General features: G+C 35.2%; 19 protein-coding genes and 1 pseudogene. 9 read left to right on the top strand and 11 right to left on the bottom strand.

Going from position 1 to position 18,487, the window contains the following annotated elements; genetic code table 11:
- The first annotated feature begins 1 nt into the window (after window position 1).
- Genes Q0910_RS22605 through Q0910_RS22590 form a run of 4 tightly spaced genes read left to right on the top strand, consistent with a single transcriptional unit; the run spans window position 2 to window position 2,722 of the window.
- Window positions 2-1,072, top strand: coding sequence for a type I restriction endonuclease (locus Q0910_RS22605; protein WP_299221857.1), 1,071 nt, complete (start codon window positions 2-4; stop codon window positions 1,070-1,072).
- Window positions 1,073-1,086: 14 nt separating this feature from the next.
- Window positions 1,087-1,458, top strand: coding sequence for a hypothetical protein (locus Q0910_RS22600; RefSeq protein WP_299221854.1), 372 nt, complete (start codon window positions 1,087-1,089; stop codon window positions 1,456-1,458).
- Between the two features lie 42 nt (window positions 1,459-1,500).
- Window positions 1,501-2,157 (top strand): thermonuclease family protein, encoded by a 657-nt coding sequence (locus Q0910_RS22595; RefSeq protein WP_299221851.1) that lies wholly within the window; start codon window positions 1,501-1,503, stop codon window positions 2,155-2,157.
- A 10-nt stretch (window positions 2,158-2,167) separates the two neighbouring features.
- The gene (locus tag Q0910_RS22590; protein WP_299221849.1) at window positions 2,168-2,722 is read left to right on the top strand and encodes a hypothetical protein; all 555 of its coding nucleotides are present in this window, start codon (window positions 2,168-2,170) and stop codon (window positions 2,720-2,722) included.
- Window positions 2,723-2,733: 11 nt separating this feature from the next.
- On the opposite strand, the gene Q0910_RS22585 is transcribed toward Q0910_RS22590, so the two are convergent.
- The 3 genes and pseudogenes from Q0910_RS22585 to Q0910_RS28685 all read right to left on the bottom strand — a co-directional run.
- Complete coding sequence (locus Q0910_RS22585; RefSeq protein WP_299221846.1) at window positions 2,734-3,342, bottom strand: hypothetical protein; 609 nt, start codon at window positions 3,340-3,342, stop codon at window positions 2,734-2,736.
- A gap of 425 nt (window positions 3,343-3,767) precedes the next feature.
- Window positions 3,768-4,316 carry a hypothetical protein gene (locus Q0910_RS22580; RefSeq protein ID WP_299221843.1) on the bottom strand — a complete coding sequence of 183 codons (549 nt, stop codon included), beginning with the start codon at window positions 4,314-4,316 and terminating at the stop codon, window positions 3,768-3,770.
- A 233-nt stretch (window positions 4,317-4,549) separates the two neighbouring features.
- Window positions 4,550-4,759: pseudogene (locus Q0910_RS28685) on the bottom strand (pentapeptide repeat-containing protein); the annotation flags it as partial.
- A gap of 731 nt (window positions 4,760-5,490) precedes the next feature.
- Between Q0910_RS28685 and Q0910_RS22570 the strand changes: the two are divergent.
- The 4 genes from Q0910_RS22570 to Q0910_RS22555 all read left to right on the top strand — a co-directional run bounded on the left by Q0910_RS22570 (window position 5,491) and on the right by Q0910_RS22555 (window position 10,571).
- On the top strand, window positions 5,491-7,704 hold the full coding sequence (locus Q0910_RS22570) for a cytochrome P460 family protein (protein WP_299221837.1): 2,214 nt from the start codon (window positions 5,491-5,493) through the stop codon (window positions 7,702-7,704).
- 527 nt (window positions 7,705-8,231) lie between these two features.
- Window positions 8,232-8,906, top strand: a complete 675-nt coding sequence (locus Q0910_RS22565) for a hypothetical protein (protein ID WP_299221834.1) — start codon at window positions 8,232-8,234, stop codon at window positions 8,904-8,906.
- Window positions 8,907-9,027: 121 nt separating this feature from the next.
- The gene (locus Q0910_RS22560) at window positions 9,028-9,687 is read left to right on the top strand and encodes a hypothetical protein (protein WP_299221832.1); all 660 of its coding nucleotides are present in this window, start codon (window positions 9,028-9,030) and stop codon (window positions 9,685-9,687) included.
- A 197-nt stretch (window positions 9,688-9,884) separates the two neighbouring features.
- Entirely contained in the window at window positions 9,885-10,571 is a 687-nt protein-coding gene (locus Q0910_RS22555; protein ID WP_299221828.1) for a hypothetical protein, read from the top strand.
- Window positions 10,572-11,003: 432 nt separating this feature from the next.
- Here the strand turns inward: Q0910_RS22555 and Q0910_RS22550 are convergent, their stop codons facing one another.
- The 6 genes from Q0910_RS22550 to Q0910_RS22525 form a co-directional block, all read right to left on the bottom strand.
- Window positions 11,004-12,161: a hypothetical protein gene (locus tag Q0910_RS22550; protein ID WP_299221825.1), complete on the bottom strand. Its 1,158-nt coding sequence runs from the start codon at window positions 12,159-12,161 to the stop codon at window positions 11,004-11,006.
- 122 nt (window positions 12,162-12,283) lie between these two features.
- Window positions 12,284-13,396, bottom strand: coding sequence for a DUF1266 domain-containing protein (locus tag Q0910_RS22545; protein WP_299221823.1), 1,113 nt, complete (start codon window positions 13,394-13,396; stop codon window positions 12,284-12,286).
- 7 nt (window positions 13,397-13,403) lie between these two features.
- Window positions 13,404-14,144: a hypothetical protein gene (locus tag Q0910_RS22540; RefSeq protein WP_299221822.1), complete on the bottom strand. Its 741-nt coding sequence runs from the start codon at window positions 14,142-14,144 to the stop codon at window positions 13,404-13,406.
- 115 nt (window positions 14,145-14,259) lie between these two features.
- Window positions 14,260-14,931 (bottom strand): hypothetical protein, encoded by a 672-nt coding sequence (locus tag Q0910_RS22535; RefSeq protein ID WP_299221819.1) that lies wholly within the window; start codon window positions 14,929-14,931, stop codon window positions 14,260-14,262.
- 38 nt (window positions 14,932-14,969) lie between these two features.
- A complete protein-coding gene (locus Q0910_RS22530) occupies window positions 14,970-16,121 on the bottom strand; it encodes a hypothetical protein (RefSeq protein WP_299221817.1) in 1,152 nt (383 codons plus the stop codon).
- A 177-nt stretch (window positions 16,122-16,298) separates the two neighbouring features.
- Window positions 16,299-16,727, bottom strand: a complete 429-nt coding sequence (locus Q0910_RS22525) for a hypothetical protein (RefSeq protein ID WP_299221814.1) — start codon at window positions 16,725-16,727, stop codon at window positions 16,299-16,301.
- 293 nt (window positions 16,728-17,020) lie between these two features.
- Here Q0910_RS22525 and Q0910_RS22520 point away from each other — a divergent pair, with 293 nt between their 5' ends.
- Window positions 17,021-17,452 carry a hypothetical protein gene (locus Q0910_RS22520; protein WP_299221812.1) on the top strand — a complete coding sequence of 144 codons (432 nt, stop codon included), beginning with the start codon at window positions 17,021-17,023 and terminating at the stop codon, window positions 17,450-17,452.
- A gap of 121 nt (window positions 17,453-17,573) precedes the next feature.
- Here Q0910_RS22520 and Q0910_RS22515 read toward each other — a convergent pair whose 3' ends face one another.
- Together Q0910_RS22515 and Q0910_RS22510 are read right to left on the bottom strand one after the other, a co-directional pair.
- Window positions 17,574-17,975, bottom strand: a complete 402-nt coding sequence (locus Q0910_RS22515; protein WP_299221811.1) for a hypothetical protein — start codon at window positions 17,973-17,975, stop codon at window positions 17,574-17,576.
- A 182-nt stretch (window positions 17,976-18,157) separates the two neighbouring features.
- Window positions 18,158-18,466 carry a hypothetical protein gene (locus Q0910_RS22510; RefSeq protein ID WP_299221808.1) on the bottom strand — a complete coding sequence of 103 codons (309 nt, stop codon included), beginning with the start codon at window positions 18,464-18,466 and terminating at the stop codon, window positions 18,158-18,160.
- Window positions 18,467-18,487: the final 21 nt, after the last annotated feature.

Raw genomic sequence — 18,487 nt, 5'->3', positions numbered from 1 at the left:
TATGGATATTCATAACCCTATTAAAGCCCTTGCCGATAAGATTGAGCAGCTTAAGAATAAAATAGAAACAGAAGAATCAACCAAACATGCCTTTGTATTACCTTTTATTAATCTACTGGGATATGACAGCTTTGATCCTACCGAAGTGGTGCCAGAATTTACCGCAGATCTGGGATTAAAAAAAGGGGAGAAAGTAGATTATGCGATCTTTCAGAATGAAAAACCTGTACTTATCATAGAATGTAAAAACTGGAAAGAGGATCTCAATATCCATAATTCTCAGTTAGCTAGGTATTTTCATGTAACTCATACCCGTTTTGCATTACTTACCAATGGTATAGAATATCGATTCTATACGGATTTAGAGGAAGCTAATATTATGGATGAAAAACCTTTTCTGGAATTTGATGTCACAAGTTTAAAAGAAAACACTATTCCTGAGATTGCCAAGTTCCATAAATCAAATTTTGATGTTGATAAAATCGTAGATAACGCTAGTTCACTAAAATATACCAAGGAAATTAAGAAGCTAATCAATTCAGAATTACAGGAAGCTTCCTATGATTTTGTTAGGCTCTTTGCTAATCAGGTATATTCAGGAAGGCTTACAGAACGAGTGATGGAAGAATTTTCAGAGTTAGTGCATAAAGCCTTTAACCAAACCATTAGTGAAAAAGTAAATGATCGACTAAACTCAGCCTTAAATAAAGAGGCTGAAAAACAGCATGAGGAGGTCTTAGAACAAGAAGAAGAGATTAGTAAAATTATAACGACAGAAGAGGAATTAGAAGGTTTTAGAATAGTTGTGGCAATTCTGCGTAGAAAAATAGCGGTAGAAAGAATTGTTCATAGAGATACGCAATCTTATTTTGGAATATTACTAGACGATAATAATAGAAAACCGATTTGCAGACTTCATCTTGACGGAAACAAAAAATATATAAGCTTATTTGATCAGAACAAGAATGTACATAGGGAACATATCGAATCAATTAACAATATCTATGATTTTGAAGAACAATTACTAAGTATTATTGATGCTTACGAAGATATAAACTCTATAACTGAATAGTAAACCCCTTCATTATGAAAAAAACTACTCTACTATTTCTATTAATCATTGCCTCCTACCAATGTAACTCCCAAAGCATAGAAACCACGCTTTATATAAAAGAAGAATTGGTAAAGCAACGGGATGAACTATTAAAAAAGGTAGAGGAAATTCAAAAACGAATTGATGCTATTGATCAAAAGTTAGGGAATAAAAGCAATTCTAAATCCGACACCCAATACTTGACCAAATCGGTTAATTATAATTCTCTAAATAATAGTACAACTAAAAAGAAGCGAAACAAGCCCAGAACCACTAGAAGATATATACAAGGATCCAGAGGTGGATGTTATTACATCAATTCTAACGGCAACAAAACATATGTAGATCGAAGTATATGTAATTGATTCATAAAATTATTATCTTAAGACACCGAAAACCAAGAATTCATGAGCTATTATTACTTACACTATTTTATATCAATCATAGCTTTCCTAGTTATCCCTATAACCGAAAAACTCCCTAAAGAATTTGAGGCAAAAGTTATAGGAATTAAGGATGGTGATACTATCGAAGTATTGTATGAAAATAAACCTATAATTATACGATTAGAGCATATTGATTGTCCTGAGAAAAAACAAGCGTATTGGCAAAAGGCTAAACAATTTACTTCAGATTTTTGTTTTGGTAAAGAAGTTAAAGTTATATCAAAAGGAAGGTTTGACAGATACCGGAGGCTTATTGCAGAAATAAAATACAATGATAAAATCCTAAATAAAGAGTTAGTCACAAATGGGTATGCCATTCATTTTAAAAAATATTCTACAGATGCTAATTATGATACTTTAGAAAGCATAGCTAAGAAAAATAATTTAGGTATTTGGTCTCAGAAACCGTTGAGAACATCTTTAGACCAAGAAAAGAAAAAAACAACTTGTAAAAAAGAAGTCTATATCTGTAATAGTACTGCTAGTAAAACCTATCATTATACCAAAGAATGTGGAGGGTTAAAACATTGCAAAGATACTATTAGAACTATTTGCAAAGAAAAAGCCGAAAAACAATATGGTAGATTGCTTTGCAGCTATGAGAAGAAGAAAAATTAAATCAATAGGCATGAGTAACTGGAAAAACTATACTGAAATAACAATACCTAGTAAACTTTTAACCCCATCCTTTTCTATTTACTTATTAGTAATTTATACAGAAACTAAAGAGAACTTCTTTTATGTTGGTATGACAGGAGATATTGTTTATCCATCAGCACGATCTGCTTTTCACCGTTTGTCTGGTCACTTAGAATTAAGCAAAAAATCAACACAAAATCAATTAAAGAATGCCCTAGACAAGTTACCCGATTCTTCAACAATAGTTATGCATCATTTCCCCATAGAAGGTTTTAAAAAATGGAATGGAAGTCTCTCTTGGAAGATCTTTAAAAGAGAAAAAGAAACCAATAAGAGGAAAGAATACGAAAACTATAAAAAGAATCAACAACGAGTTTTTAAATTAGAAAAAGCAATTATAAAAAGACTATATGATAAACTTGGTGAACAGCTTTTAAATAAGGATATTGGTTTCATAACTACAACTATAGAAGATCAATATATGGATATTTGGCTAAGTATCGAAAGTATTATAAATGATAATGACAGTTCAAAAAACTCCTAAAACATTTGACACTATCTATGTACTCCAATCAAAGGTTTTAATTCTATCGCTAGTAATTTTTCGAAGACATTTCTATATTCTTCATTTTGCTCGGTTAACTCAATAACATTTAGTTTCACAGAGTGCTTTGCCCAGTACCAAAGGTGCAATGCTCCCGTACTTCCTTTTTCGTAAAAGCCTAAATGCTGGAAAGTTCTGGAAGCTATGGTTGTTAAACCATCTTTTTTACGAACCCTCTCTTTAACAGTCCCCACATATAGTACCTTGGTATTGGTATCAGGATATTTCCCATAAGCAGGAACACTTCTATATTTTTCTTTATTTCTTTTTCTATATTTTTTATTACTTTCTTTAAACTCATTCAAATCTTTTACCATTTGCTTAGCGGTTTCTTCATTTTCTGCTTCGTACCAATACAAACAGTCTTTTGTAATTTTATCCAACGCTATAAAAAGTTCTTTCATAACTCTCCCATCCTTCTTCCTTCCTTCAGCCAACCAAGTATTTTCTGTTATCATTGCTTTCTTAATATCTTCTATTTTTATGGTAAAAGTTTTAACATTAATAGGTTTTAGATTTAATAATAACTGATTCGTTGCATTTTTTAAAATATCGGACATATTGTTCTTTTGTAGGTTTGTTATAACTTTAAATGACCCAACCTGACTGAGCTATTAAAAAAAGTTATTATTTCCCCGAATATAAGAATTAATTTCTAACCATAAAACCAAAAACCCGCATACCAAAATGATATGCGGGTTTCTTTTTTACCCTGCGCGGACAACTACACTCTTAGCGCTGAGTTCTTGTAATCATGCGCTGTATACAAACTATTGTGCGCTGAGTATACTAAGCAGTGCGCTGATTTCAATACTTAATGCGCTGGATACTTTTGAAACTGCGCGTTCAGCGCATAGCTGATAAACCAAAGCGCACTGGTGTTTACCCTTCGGCTCCGCTCAGGGTTCAGTATGCTTAATCCGAGGATTGAGCGTAGTCGAAATCCGGTTCATCACCCTTCGGCTCCGCTCAGGGTTCGGATACATTACAACGAGGACTGAGCGGAGTCGAAGTCCGATGTCTCACTACCATCCGTACCCTGATCTGTTTCATCTGTTACGGTATCATCTGTAGTACTACCAGAGTTTGCGAATCGTTCTCTTAATCTCGTATGCAGTGCCTCTGCTCCTGCTACTCCACTATTGGCAGCTACACCAAACATCTTATACGCAAGTAAAGAGGTACTATACGCTTCGGATCCAGCAAGGATACGCGTATCGTTTACCTTCTCTGATAATTCTGCCAGTTCTAGTGACAATACCTTTAGCTCATTATACAAGGCATAATCCTTGTCTACTTCTTCTACATTGATAAAACTAGGTAGAATATCTCCGTTTTGTCGCATACTATCCAATGCATCTTCTACAAAGATTTTGTTACTACGATTAATTTTAGGGAGTGTCCTACGTTCATCTTTAGTCAATCCCGTTAAAAATGGTAACAGTGTATTGATTTCCTCAATTCTGTTTTTTACTTCTGTGATCACTGTCGGATCTACGGTAACCGATAATCGGTTGTTTAATACATTACTCATACTTCATTTGTTTTAATTAAACATTCATTTGAGCTTATGATAGGTCAACAACAATACCGATAATTTTGTATTTAGCTATTTTTACTAATAATATTCTGTTAATTTTAGCTTATAACTAACTAATAGTTAATTAAATCAAATAATAATTATAAAATTCGTAATGCAAAAACATCTACTGACAAGGTGACTTCTCCCTACAAACATTTCAAAATGAGCACATATTAACGCTTTCTTTAAAAATGAATACGCTTTTGATTTTCATCTTTACAGTTACTCATTACATGGCTACTGACACTAGTTATGACAGGGGTTACGGGATTACTGGCGTTGTGGCAGGTGGGAGTTTGGGAGAGGTGAGTTTGGGAGAGGTGAGTTTGGGAGAGGTGAGTTTGGGAGAGGTGAGTTTGGGAGAGATGAGTTTGGGAGAGATGAGTTTGGGAGAGATGAGTTTGGGAGAGATGAGTTTGGGAGAGGTGAGTTTGGGAGAGATGAGTTTAGGAGAGGTGAGTTTAGGAGAGGTGAGTTAGGGAGAGGTGAGTTTGTGGGTGTGTGATATACCGAAGTGTTTGGTCAAACTCCGATTTATCTGGAATCACCCTTCGACCCTTCGGCTACGCTCAGGGTCCTGAAGGGTTCTCATCCGAGGGCTGAGCGGAGCCGAAGTCCGGTTCATCACCCTTAGAGTTCGAGAGCCTCACTCTTCGGGTACGCGAGGGCTGAGGCTCTCGAAGCCCGGTTCATCTAGAATTACCCTTCGGCTACGCTCAGGGTCCTGAAGGGTTCTCATCCGAGGGCTGAGCGGAGCCGAATCCCAATTATTATCACCCTTAGAGTTCGAGAGCCTCACTCTTCGGGTACATTACGAGGGCTGAGGCACTCGAAGCCCGGTTCATCTAGAATTACCCTTCGGCTACGCTCAGGGTCCTGAAGGGTTCTCATCCGAGGGCTGTACTTCGGCACCTGTCCGCCTATGGAGGAAGCTCAGCATCCACGGAGCCGAAACCTAATTCATTTCTTTTGCATTAAAAAAACATGTATATTTAGTAAGCGAATTTTCCCCATATAGAATATCTATAAGAAGCAAACAAAGGACGGCATACGAAAGGAATTTTTATAGGTAACATAGTACGTTGACAACTATTGATACTAAATATACAAACCAATATCTTCCTCTATGAAAACCACCAAAACCACTACCATGATGTTTCTGATCATCATGACATTCGCTTTTTGTGTTTCCTGTAACACAAAAAATCCCTATACCGCTATTGATCATACAGATATCTACCCTGAAATTGATACTATCATGAAATTTCTGAAGACAGAGAATTATGCCAATAATCCCTCCTGGTATTTATTTCCGGGTACCGATGTATCTTCGGATACGCTTAAAAGATTAGGATTGCCTGTTCACGGTCGTTGGATAAGAACCTATGTAAATGACAAAGCGTATCAGTATATAAATAAAGTCCTGGACACGACTACTACGCAACCGCTAAGTTTTCCTTCGGGTTCTTTTATTGTAAAAGAAAATTATCGTTCTAAATTTGATACACTACCGAATATTAGTCCGGATCGCAGTACACTAGGTGCTATTACGATATTGTATAAACCGAATCCAGCATTGAATTACTGTGCTACCAAAACAGTAAAACCCTATAATGGGAGTGATTGTCTTGGTGGTGGTTGGTTCTATGGTTTCTTCTTTCAGGAAGATATGGATGACAATGCGATTAGTGAACAATCGCAGACGGTACAAAGCCATGTAAATACCTTTTGTATCAATTGCCACGCTCCTGCTTTTAACACCGACTATGTACGAACATTGGATAATATGGTGAATCCATTTGTAGTAGCTAGTACTACTCCCTATTGTGATCGTTTTAGCAAGCCACCCAATAAAGATGCAGCTGCAATTGCAGCGGAAGCACCAGAGGATCCTGAACAATTTTCTGAGCTCGTAGAAAACTATATCAAAGATGTAACTATCAGCCCTGATCTACCCAAAGATGTTCCTGCGGATCCAACCAAAGTTTTTAAATATTTGGGGGCAGATGCTACTCAACGTATGTTTGATACGTATGCCTGGAAATCTTTTATTGCCTTAAACTGGCCTAATAAAGGTGTAAATCCTAAGACTCAAAAACCACAACGAGGAGAACCCGAGGCGAAGGCACCTTTTACGGATAATGGCACTCATGCTACGGTATGGGAGACCTATAAACCTACCTACGAGGTATTTCAACCTAATGATGCACAATGGAACCCCAAAGACCAACCATGGAATCAGTTTCCGAGAGTACCAAAAGGAAAGGGTTGTGAGAATGCACCCCATGATTTTGTTATTACGATGGAATCCAAGACTAGGGATGTAGTCAATGAAACAGGGCAAGCTTTTGCCGGGACTTTTGGTTATCTGGTAGATCAGGATAGTAGTAAAGTACGCTATGAGGTATTATTTAACCGAACAGAATTCGAATATCTAATCAGTAACGATCGCGCGGCAACAAAGCATCTTACGCCTAGTGGGCCTAAAGGCGAAGCCAATAAAGTTAATTTTCCGGATACACGAGACGATACCAAGTATGATCAGGGAGCAATGGAAATTAAGTCGGCCTGGAAAGAACTATGCTTAACAGATAACTGTAATCAAAGAGATGCAAAAGATCTGGAAGCTGCTAAAAAGAAATTTCTGGTGCGTAATGCATTGATATATGAAGCAGACTCAACATCCTGTCGTGTTGCACCTATGGCATTGGTAGGGTTACATATTGCCCGAAAAACATATTATGCACCTCAGTGGATATGGATCACCTTTGAACATAAGGATAATGTTCCGGATGCGGGACAAGAAAACCCCGAAGGTACTTTTTATAATCCCGATCTTAAAGAACCCGATAATTGTTATCAACTCCCATTTTTATACAAAGATCCTGTAGTTGCCGGATGTCCTAATGTGGATCTAAATCGTTTTGTAAAGGAACTGGCCAATCAGCCTAATCAACTTACGCGTCTGGTGCCTATTGATCCAATAGCACAACAGACGAATACCGCTTTTCAGGAAGCATTGCAAAAAATCGATTCGCCTTTTGCTAACTATATTCTGGTCAATACACAATGGCCACTTAATGGTAGAAAACAAAACGGCGAAGTGAGCGCTCTGAATTGTAAAGATAATGGCATGGGTAATGAGTGTTTTACGATGGTTCCTCGTTTTTTACGGAATAGTGTAATAGAATCCTATATGTCTGCGTATTGCAATATAGATGGAAAAGCCACACAACAGAGCAACCGCAGTTGTATGAGTTGTCACGGTAGTGCCGGCGCAGATCTTAGTTATATCTGGCTGGATGCGGTTTCTCAACGTGTGAATCTGAAAGAAAAATAAAATTTAGAAGCCCATTCCTCGGAGATTGAGGTGCTTGAAATTTCATCATAGCTCTAATTGATACCGCTACCAGCAAAAAAACACCCTCAATAGTTGGGTTCAACTATTGAGGGTGTTTGGGTGCTACCCTTCTACTTAGCCTGTCCTGAGCCTGTCGAAGGGCTCAGAGTTCGAGAGCCTCACTCTTCGGATACCATACTACCATTCGAGGGCTGAGGCACTCGAAGTTCGGTTCCACTGGAATCACCCTTCGGCTACGCTCAGGGTTCGGATACCTTACAACGAGGACTGTACTTCGGCACCTGTCCGCCTATGGAGGAGCCTCAGTATGACACCTCAGGATTACTTTTATAGCCTATGGAATAACATATGCAAACTGTAGGTATCAGAAAAATAAGCATTCCATTCACTTCTATTTTTTCCTTTTTAAATCCATTTTTTCCGTTTCACAGATTTTTATTTCATAGAAAGATCTAATAGCAAGTTATTTACATAACTAACTCATACAAATCTTTTAAAACAAAAAAATGAAAAAACACTTTTTAAAAATTATGCTGTTATGCACCTTAGGGATCTTCTTCTCTAATTGTGAAGATGGGGAAAACGGTCTCGATGGGATCGATGGAGTCAATGGAACGGACGGAACAGATGGAGAAAACGGCGTTGGCTTTGATGAACTTAGCAAATTTGGAGCTATTACGCTCAGCCTGGAAGGCACAAGACCCGATGGAGTAGCCTTTACAAAAACCGATATTTTTAAGTTTATTGGTTTAGAAGACGTTGATTTTCTAAACACAGTCTTTATAGATACTGATAATTCACTGTTGGAATTTGATGTAGTACGATTTTTGAGCACTCCTGATAACGAATTTCAAGGATCTGATCTTGAGGTATTTGTTGAGGTCACAAATCCTGGAGAACAAAATCAGGATATATTAATCTTTACAGATATAATAGATTATGCCATTATCGGAGATGATTTATCCTTCTTCGAATTTAGCGATAGTTTTGAAACTGATGATGCAGGTGTTTCTAATGTAAGTATTACCAATTTTAATTTTAATAATGAAACCAACGCCTTTACCATCTCATTCTCTTTTGATGTAGATGCAGCGAGTAATAGCACAGGAAATGATCTATCTGTTTCTGTAGAAATCGATGTGATCGTTTTTGAAGATATAGAGGATATAGTACCTAACTAATTGAAAAAATAAGTAAACTACCTCAGGGCAAGCCCATGAGACATTAGATTGAAAATAATTTTAGATTTCGAGGCAAGCCTCGGAGCATTTAAATCTCGATTATCGAGTAAAAGAAATACACATGAAAAGTTATAATTATATACATGCATACAAAATCCTTTTGGTTTGCTGTTTTGGACTCCTACTATCTAGTTGTGAAGTAGAAGATGGTTCAGCCGGAAACGATGGGGTTAACGGAATTGATGGAATCGACGGAACAGATGGCTTAGGTTTTGACGAAATTACCAGATTTGGGAGTATCACATTAACATTAGAAGGTACACGACCAGATAATCAGTCTTTTACTGATTCGGAAATCTTTAGGTTTGGCGCATTATCTCCAGTTTTCTTAACCGAAGGAAATACAGTAACCCCTAATGAATCTGGGTTGCAATTTAATGTGAGAAGATTTTTAAGCGCTCCTGATGATGAGTTTCAATCAGCCAGTACTATTTTCCAGTTATTAGTAACGAATCCTGGAGAAGCTAACCAAATAGTTGACTTTGATCTACAAATTTTTCGCTATGCAGTGATCTCAGAAGATTTGACATTTTTTGATGTTACCAGTAGTTCAATTAGTAATGCGAACGTAACCAATTTCAATTTTAATAACGAAACCAATACACTTACATTTTCATTTACCGCGGATATACCTGCCGAATTAAATACTACTGGTAATGATATTTCTGTATCGGGAGAGGTAGATGTAATTGTCCTAAAAGAGATACCAGGGTTAGAATAAATATCCTCGGGGTAAGCCCACGAGGCATTCAAACGAAAATAATCTTTAAAGTTTCGAAGCAAGATTTTAGGTATTAGACCTAAGATCCCGCTAAAAAGCGGGATTAGTTCAACTACCTATTTTGAATGTGTTGCTTCGCTACTTTTCAAAATAGAGTTTCACTAATAAATGATATTAAAGCTATAAAATTATAAAAAATGAAATATTTAGATTTTACAACGATATACAAAACCATTTTAGTGGTTTGCCTTGGGGTATTCTTAACCAATTGCGAAGGAGAAGATGGTATAGCCGGAATCGATGGAATCGACGGAATTGATGGCGTGGACGGAATCGATGGAGTTGGTTTTGACGAATTACGACAATTCGGAGGAATTACCATTACACTGGATGGAACAAGGATTGATAATGCATCTGCTTTTACAGATACAACGGTCTTTGAATTCACAGCAATCGATTCACAGGCGCTCGAAAATGGTAATTCAGTAATAGTTGATACAGATACTTCCAGTATTTCTTTTAATCTATTGCGATTTATTAATATTCCTGATGATCGAAATCAAGAATCTACTGTAGAAATTAATCTTATAGCCATCAACCCTGGAACTGAAAATGAAACCTTTGATTTTAATATGAAATTTATAGAACATAATATCATTTTTGAAGATCTGGGAGTCTTACAATTGGACGAGAATTTTAGTAATGATGATGTGGAGGTTTTAAATTTCGGCATTACAGATTTTAACTTTAACGACGACACCAATACCTTAACCTTTTCTTTCTCTTTTGAAGTAGAAGGGATAAATAATGACTCACAAAATGATCTTTCTGTATCGGGCGAAGTTGATGTGATTGTTCTGGAAAATATAGGAATAGATAACTAATATAAATTGTACTTCGGTACCTGTCCGCCTATGGAGGACACTTAGCAAATCCAGTTCGACTGGAATTACCCCTGAACTTAACCTGTTCTGAGCCTGTCAAAGGGTTCAGGGTTAGAGAGCCTCACCCTTCAGATTTATATCTGGGGCTGAGGCACTCGAAGCCCCATTCACCATCCTTCGAATTATCCTAGTTCAGATACGTTATGAGAGTTAAATTTCTTCAATAAAAAATTTCTTAAAACCAACTATCCCCGAGGCAGAGCCATAGGGGTATTTCGCTGGTTTCATTTTGATCTTGGGATCAAAAAACGAAATTTTATATTTCCCCCTCACCCCAACCCTCTCCCCCGAAAGGAGAGGGAGAAATAGGAAACCCCGAGGCAGAGCATCGTGGAATTCTTTAGAGTAAAAATTAGCCCAATGTTCTGTTTACTATTCATTGAACCTTTTATGATTCGGATACCAGGTATATATTAAAGAAAAAGATCCTTTGATATAATATTTATAGTTATCCACTTCATAAAAATCTGATAAGATTTTAGGAATATCATCAGTGTCTTCGACTATATAATAAGCCTTATCAGGTGTTTTTATCCAAATATCAGTATAAAACGTTTCAATGTTAAAAAATTCAAGATATACGTATACTTCTTTGATGTTCTTATCTTTAATCAAATGAAAACCTTCTGTTAACGCATCGAGATATGCTTTTTTTAATGAGACATCATCTTTTTCTGTGAATTGAGCTGTTTTTACCAATAACAACAATTTATCTCCATTTTTCTTAACAACATAGCTATTCAGAGAATCCTTTTCGACATCTAGATACGCTTTCATATGTTTTTTGAACTTTTTTGTTTCTGGGGTATTTATATGACCCCAAGAATTATTTAATTCTTGTGTTTGCCTAAATATCAAATTACGAACCGCTTCTTTTTCGAATTCTTCCGTGCCATAGATTAAATTATGTAATGCTGTTGGATAATGCTCGAATAATAACTCGTAATAAGCACGGTCAATTTTATCCAGATAGTAGAAATAGGTTGAAAATCTTGGATCATTTCTTGATGAATACCTGGAAACACTATCAGTCATAGGTAAGTGATTTAGAATATCCGCATAGGCCATATTCAGCGATTCTAAATAGTCCGATATTCTATTTTGTGTTGTATATGCTTTAGAAATTTGACTCAACGTATCTCCTACCTTATATATTTCTGATAGATACGCTTTATCTGTTGCATAATGCTGGATATACACATCTTCTTCATATCGATCCCAAAATCTTACTATCTCGTCGTGTTTCCAAGGTAGTTCTGCTACTATATACTTTGGATGCTCTATCGTATCTCTGTTAGGGAAAGTGGTGATTTTAGCGTATAACGTACTCCAATCTCTTGCCGAATATTTTAGTATAGCATATTGATAATCCAGATCTCTAATGACATCTTTTTTAGCTTCGAATTTAGCTGTTTTAGCTGTTTTCTTTTCATCATATCTGGATTTCAAAAGGATGAAACTAGTAAATAATATTACGAAACAAGTAATAACTATTAATATTTGAAATGCTGTTTTCTTTGTATTTGACATTTTTGTCTTTTAATTTGATTTTAATGTGTACTGAAACGCTTCGAGTCTCCTCAGTGTCCAGGTATCTTATCAGAGCTAAGAAATTAAAAGTAGACTGAGGTTCCCGAAGTCTCCCCTTTCAACTACTCACTTTCCTCTGTTTTACGAAAACCTATGGTTGCTTTTTGTTGTTGGATACTAGAAAGATGTTCGCCAAAATTAGTCTTCATATTCTCTGGTAGTGCTACTGCTGCAGGTTTTGTCCATTCCAGATCTCTAGCAAGCCAGTCACAATGCTCTTTAAAGTATTTCCATTTCTCTAATCGATCAGTACACGCTTCAAAATCATTACTCCAAAAAGCATGTCCAACCCGATAGTTGTTATAAAAATCTTCGTGATTATCAAATAGAAAATAAACAAGTTTTGAAGCTTTCAATATATTCGACCAAGCTTCTTCTTCTGTAATATATCCCGACATAAAAGCCCATCTGCTCATCGGAATTACTCTAAACAAATCAAATCCCCATATCAATTTCTTAGGTTTATCGTTTGATATCGTTCCACACTCTTGTATATACTGCTCATCTACTTTAGTAAGCCCAGAGATTTGATTGATCATATCCTCTGCCGAATCGGACTGGATATCTTGGGCAAACCATTTAGAATGCATCCCATCAAATAGTCGTGCTATCATTTCCTGATATTGTTCTTTATTTAGTACACCCCAGTCTTCATTTAAATATTGCTGGTATAATTTATCATAATGTATATCAAATGTCTTAGGGTTAAATTTTTGCTCATCTAAACGAATATTACATGGAAAAACTTCTAAGGTGTCTGACCAACCGCCACAATAAAACATATGTACCAGATTAAGTCGTATTGCTTTTTTCTGATCTATATCCAACGGCTGTACTTTTCCTATTTTGTAATATGTCTGCTGCTCTCTGATTGCTAATTTTCTTTGTTTATTCAGAAAAAATAGTATAAAAAACATGGATATACCTACTCCCAATATAATAGCTAAAAAATCAGGTTCTAGTAAACTACTCGCCGGCATTCCATTTCCGTTTGAAGGATTTCCGAAAACCTCATAAACCCCCATACCAATTACTAAAAGAAAAAATAGCGTGGCAGTTCCCAGTATTGACAAGCCCACCTTAGTATTGGATTCTAAATTTTGATACGCTAGTAAAAAAGTGTCATTCTTCGGTGGGTTTTTACGACTTAGTGGAGTGTTCTGTAATAATTCCATGTTTGGTCTATTCTACAGTGATTTTATAATTTTTAGTTTTATTGCTCATTACCTGGGAATTAAATCGCCAGCGTTTATCTTGTGAAATGATACTAATCTTCTGTGCACGTTTATCGGCATTAAATTTCCCCTGAATTTCTTGATTCGAAAAGCTAGTATGCTCCGCTTCTAGAGTATCAAAGGTAAGTTCACCGACTCCCGTGCTTGTTACATAAACACAAGTACTATCGATAGGATTCACGTCTACAATCTGAATCCATCCGTGCCCTAAAAAAGGTGTTTGCTTGTCATCTATGGTTTGATTGATAAATCCATAATATCGATCTCCTTTTTCTGGTAAAGACACAAACTCTTCTATACTGATTTTGGATTGAGGTGCGCTAAAATATAGTACGTAAAAAACCGATGCAAAAGCACCAATTACACCAATAGTAGCTGTAGAAAACAGTATTTTACCTAATAAAGAATATGTTTTTCCTGAATCCATCACTGGATATTCCTGAGCATATCGCAAGGCTGCCTGTTTCATTTGTTGTGTCCAATCTCGTTTTGGGACTTCTGTTCGATTGGTTGTTGTATAGAATGCAACTACTGGTTTCTTTTGTACGTTTTCTACCAAACCCGTACTAATAACCTTTTTATACAAACACACTTCCATTAAAGCCTCCATCTTATTACTAGGAGAAATAAATTTACTTTTTAGGGTATGATAATGCTCTAGATGTTCACTGATAGATATGATTGGCATGATTTACTTTTATCTAATTCTTGTGACTCAAAGTAAATAATATTTTAAATAGTAGTCACCCCTGTAAACCACCTTTATCAAAGGAAGATTTCATTGTCTTGTCTATATTTCAGCATCAATTATACCGAACCGAATTGATCCAATTATGTACCATGGCATTAGACAGTAGCTTGCCTATTACTCTATATTTAGAATACTTTAGTGGGTTTTCTGAATCCAAAACTTCAGCCATTACCCCTATTTCTGGTTTATAATAACTGGCGTGAATAAATCGTATTTTTTTGTTATCTACACTAATAAAACCTGTATGATCATCCAGTCCTACTAGATACAATCCATCTCCACTATTTAATAAGAAATTCTCTATAGTGCTTAACGGTTTATTAGTGAAACGTTTGACTTGTTGCTTTGCCAATTTCTTAATAAACACTTCAGAAGCAGATTGCGCCCACTTATATCTCGGAATGTTAAATCCAATATCTTGTAATGTAGTGGTCACAAAATAGCCACATGCAATCTTGCCTTCTCCCGGTATTTTGGTATGCCCGTTAAAATCCCATGGCGTTCCGTACCAAAATGGAAAAACATCATCCACTAATGTTTTAAAAATATAAACTCTCGTTGCAGTAATAATGGAATCTTTTTCTGCAGTATTTGCTATATTATAAGAGGTTCTCGCCTTTTCCCTTACCATTTCTATTTCCTGCAATGTAGTCCTGTAATCTTTGTGTTGAGCATAAATACTACAAACAAAAAATAGGAATAGAACAAGTAAAGTATCTTTCATTTGATAAAATTATACGTATTCAAGTGAGCAAACAAAGATTATTCCTTTTTTCTCAAATGAAGATATTTCTGATCATCACATTCTCCAAATACAATGAATGGATTCATAGAATTTCCATAATTCTGTATCACAATTTCATTTTCGTAATAAGCTCCTTGGACTTCAACTTTAGGTTCATCGGTTAGTAATCCTTCAAAGGTAATACTACCATCTTTAACTAAAAAGGTTCCTGAATGTTCTCGTTTATTAGTTTTGAGATAATATCGGTTGTCTTCTAATACAACTGTTAGTTTACAAGGAGATTCAGTTTCTAACGTATATGTTTTTTTGTGTATTTCATAGCTACCATTTGCATATTTTAGAAGCTGTTTCGATTTTTTTGTTGTTTCTTTTTCATCACAATCGTCTTCTCCTTTTTCGAAAGTTTCCATAGTAGTTGTTTCCACACGAACCATGATATCATAAAATCCTTCCGATTGGTTAGCATCCATTATGAAAATTTTATTTACGTCTATAAACTCACCAGTACATCTCATATCCCATTCTCCCCAATATGACTTTGTTTCAAAAGAATCCAATACCTTAATCAATTTACTTTCTTCCTGAATAAAAAGAGACAACGTTCTAGAATTATAAGGATTCGGTCTGGAAGCACCAATATAATATAGTTCTATCCCGAAAGCTCTTTTATTATCTGTTACTTTATAATTTGCCGTATCAATTGATACTTCTTCTATACGAATTGCATCAGAATACCAACTATTACTTTCATAAAACTTCTGTTTGATAGCAGCTGTTTCTGAATCTACAACCAAAATATAACTGTTCAACGAAAAAGAATATCCATCATCTTCTAAACTAGCTATTGTAGGTATTACTACTACGGTACTTGCAGTCTCATAAGGCAATACTTTCTGAACAATAAATTCATCATATACTTCTACGGGTTGGATGTCTAACTGCTTTAGAATTTTAGCTATAAATGGAGAAGGCACAAATGCTTCTCTTTCTACCTCTATTATTTCCTTCTCCTCTTTCGAGGAGGATTCTTCTACCATTTCTACTGTATCTTCTACTTTTGCTGGAGTCTGCTTTACAGTATCTTCTATTTTGGTATTTCCTTTGTTTTCTGGAATGAAGCTGCAGGAAAATAGACTAATTAGGAATATAATTTGTAGTGTTTTTTTCAACGATGCTTGATTATGAGGTTTATCCTATCGTAAGTTTACTTTTATTGAAATCTACAAAATCATTTTCTATTATTTTTCTTTTTTTTGAAAAATACCGATTTCAATGAGTCCTTTGCTTTTTCATTGATGTCTAGATATTCGAGATAAAAATATCAGATAATTATGCTATCTCCAGTTTTAATTAGAAACTGCCTCCTCTGTTAGGCTTCTAGCCCAATGAATAGCCTCTTCTAAGGATTCGAAGCTTTTAAATTTACTTTTGATGAATAATTTTTCTATTAATGAGTTTAATAAACCCTTAGGAGTATAACTAACAATAGCATAGCCTTTCATCTTGTAATCACTCTTATAAAACTTTAACCAATCACTTGGTTTTACAGCATACCTATGCACCCTGTTAGTAATGTAGACTACATTAGATCCATCATGATCATATAGGTTCGTTAGATCCTCCACCAATAGTTTTGCATGATCATCCCAGGTAACTACAGTATCTTCTTTGAATTCCCCAATTACAAATCTATCAAACAGATAAAAGTCACCAAACGAATAATTTAATTCATGAATGGCGTCTTGATAGAATATAGAATCTTTTACATATTGCATAGGGCAAAAATATTATAATTCATTATCTAATCTTACTGAAAGCATCTTAAAATTTTATTACAAATCGATAAACCGCTTAAAGAGCTGATTAAGTGACATTTTAGAACATTATCTTAATATTGTCTTTTCGAATATACATTATTTTTAAGGGAGTTTATAGGTTTTACGCCTTTCAACACCCTGAAAACAGGGTGTTTTTTTCACTGAAAAAAGTGTTTTGGTTAAGGAATAAACTAGTGTATATTTGCATTGTTAATAAAACAAACCAATTAATTAACATTTATACAAAAATCATGAAAAAAACCATTTTAAATTTCGCATTAGTTATGGCTGTTCTTTTTGCAGCTTCTTGTAAAAACGAAACTAAGTCTGAAGCAACTGATAGTGCTGATAAAACTGAGGAAGTTGAAAAAACTGAAAAGGCAGAAGAAAAGACTGAAGAAAAAACTGAAACTGCAGCATCAGAAGGTGTACCTAGTTTTAGTGATGAAAAAGTACAGGAGTATGTAAATTCTTATGAAGCTTATATCGAAGAGTATAAGAAAGTAGTAGAAAGTAAGGATATGACTGCTTTTGCTTCTTTAGGTCAAAAAGGACAAGAATTAGGTACCAAAGCTCAAGAAGTTATGGGGAACCTTTCTGGTGATGACGTAAAAAAACTAAATGATTACATGATGGCTAAGTCAACTGAATTACAAGAGCTGTCTAAAAAGTTAATGCAATAATTTTTGCTAACGTATTAGTTAACTTGTCATAATTGATGAGGGTTATTTTGCAAATCCTGTTCTAAGTTAGAACAGGATTTGTTATTTATTAGCATCTACATATAATTCGTAAAAAACGAGTTTAAGGAAGTTTCTGATAGCGCTGCCCACATGCTTCTATACAAGAGTGATATAAAAACAAACTTCCTTCTTTGATTTCAAAACCAATTGAAATAGGAGTATCGCATGTAACATTTATAGTGTTTTCATCAATAGAATAACTTTCTGTACTATTTCCTTCAGAATCTATAGCTAATGAACATAGACTACCATTAGAAACTTCTAGGATACCTTCTTCCAAAAATTCTAATTCTAAATCACTACTTATCGGTTGGAATGTACCACTTCCATCGCCTGGATCCACTAATTGCTCTATTAGTTGCCATTTTCCTAATAAATCTGGATTTACTATAGTATCGTCATCACTACTGCAGGAGAAAACAAATAAAAGTGGAATTAAAAAAAGAAACGTGTATTTTTTCATAACTACCTTGTTTATGATATAGATACATTTTACACAATTAGGTTGCTTCAAATCAGATATTTTAATCAAATAGATATACTAATTTCTATCTGAAACTCGGTAGACAAATTTTAAACCGCTCCAGTCTTCATCAACAGCGGCCACCTTAATATCCACCAATCCAATATCTAATAAATATTCTCTTATAGGCTCTCTTTTAAGATCCGTAGGTATTTTAGAACTCCTTTGGCCCAGCTCACCCATAACATTCCTGTTTTCTTCAAAGCAGTTTTATATATCGGAATCTGTGTATATAGTTCATCTACACTAGTACAAAACACCTGAATAAAATCCGCTTCTTCACGTGTAACCTTTTTTAACTCTTTTATATGCTCTGGTACGTCAGAAAATAGATCCCAATAATGATCAGGACGATTATAAAACAATAGCGTGTTCCCTTCCTTTATTCCGAGTTTTTTGGCAAGTGTTGTTCCTGAATATCCAGCAGACATACTCTTTTAATTAAAAACGAT

The sequence above is a fragment of the uncultured Aquimarina sp. genome (assembly GCF_947495315.1).
In the GTDB taxonomy this organism is placed as follows: Bacteria; Bacteroidota; Bacteroidia; order Flavobacteriales; family Flavobacteriaceae; genus Aquimarina.
This window is presented reverse-complemented; position numbering and strand designations above follow the sequence as displayed.

What these genes read in the sequence shown, in the direction of transcription:
- Q0910_RS22605 (WP_299221857.1), top strand. Translation starts at nt 2, where the DNA reads ATGGATATTCATAACCCTATTAAAGCCCTTGCCGATAAGATTGAGCAG.
- Q0910_RS22600 (WP_299221854.1), top strand. Translation starts at nt 1,087, where the DNA reads ATGAAAAAAACTACTCTACTATTTCTATTAATCATTGCCTCCTACCAA.
- Q0910_RS22595 (WP_299221851.1), top strand. Translation starts at nt 1,501, where the DNA reads ATGAGCTATTATTACTTACACTATTTTATATCAATCATAGCTTTCCTA.
- Q0910_RS22590 (WP_299221849.1), top strand. Translation starts at nt 2,168, where the DNA reads ATGAGTAACTGGAAAAACTATACTGAAATAACAATACCTAGTAAACTT.
- Q0910_RS22585 (WP_299221846.1), bottom strand. Translation starts at nt 3,342, where the DNA reads ATGTCCGATATTTTAAAAAATGCAACGAATCAGTTATTATTAAATCTA.
- Q0910_RS22580 (WP_299221843.1), bottom strand. Translation starts at nt 4,316, where the DNA reads ATGAGTAATGTATTAAACAACCGATTATCGGTTACCGTAGATCCGACA.
- Q0910_RS22570 (WP_299221837.1), top strand. Translation starts at nt 5,491, where the DNA reads ATGAAAACCACCAAAACCACTACCATGATGTTTCTGATCATCATGACA.
- Q0910_RS22565 (WP_299221834.1), top strand. Translation starts at nt 8,232, where the DNA reads ATGAAAAAACACTTTTTAAAAATTATGCTGTTATGCACCTTAGGGATC.
- Q0910_RS22560 (WP_299221832.1), top strand. Translation starts at nt 9,028, where the DNA reads ATGAAAAGTTATAATTATATACATGCATACAAAATCCTTTTGGTTTGC.
- Q0910_RS22555 (WP_299221828.1), top strand. Translation starts at nt 9,885, where the DNA reads ATGAAATATTTAGATTTTACAACGATATACAAAACCATTTTAGTGGTT.
- Q0910_RS22550 (WP_299221825.1), bottom strand. Translation starts at nt 12,161, where the DNA reads ATGTCAAATACAAAGAAAACAGCATTTCAAATATTAATAGTTATTACT.
- Q0910_RS22545 (WP_299221823.1), bottom strand. Translation starts at nt 13,396, where the DNA reads ATGGAATTATTACAGAACACTCCACTAAGTCGTAAAAACCCACCGAAG.
- Q0910_RS22540 (WP_299221822.1), bottom strand. Translation starts at nt 14,144, where the DNA reads ATGCCAATCATATCTATCAGTGAACATCTAGAGCATTATCATACCCTA.
- Q0910_RS22535 (WP_299221819.1), bottom strand. Translation starts at nt 14,931, where the DNA reads ATGAAAGATACTTTACTTGTTCTATTCCTATTTTTTGTTTGTAGTATT.
- Q0910_RS22525 (WP_299221814.1), bottom strand. Translation starts at nt 16,727, where the DNA reads ATGCAATATGTAAAAGATTCTATATTCTATCAAGACGCCATTCATGAA.
- Q0910_RS22520 (WP_299221812.1), top strand. Translation starts at nt 17,021, where the DNA reads ATGAAAAAAACCATTTTAAATTTCGCATTAGTTATGGCTGTTCTTTTT.
- Q0910_RS22515 (WP_299221811.1), bottom strand. Translation starts at nt 17,975, where the DNA reads ATGAAAAAATACACGTTTCTTTTTTTAATTCCACTTTTATTTGTTTTC.
- Q0910_RS22510 (WP_299221808.1), bottom strand. Translation starts at nt 18,466, where the DNA reads ATGTCTGCTGGATATTCAGGAACAACACTTGCCAAAAAACTCGGAATA.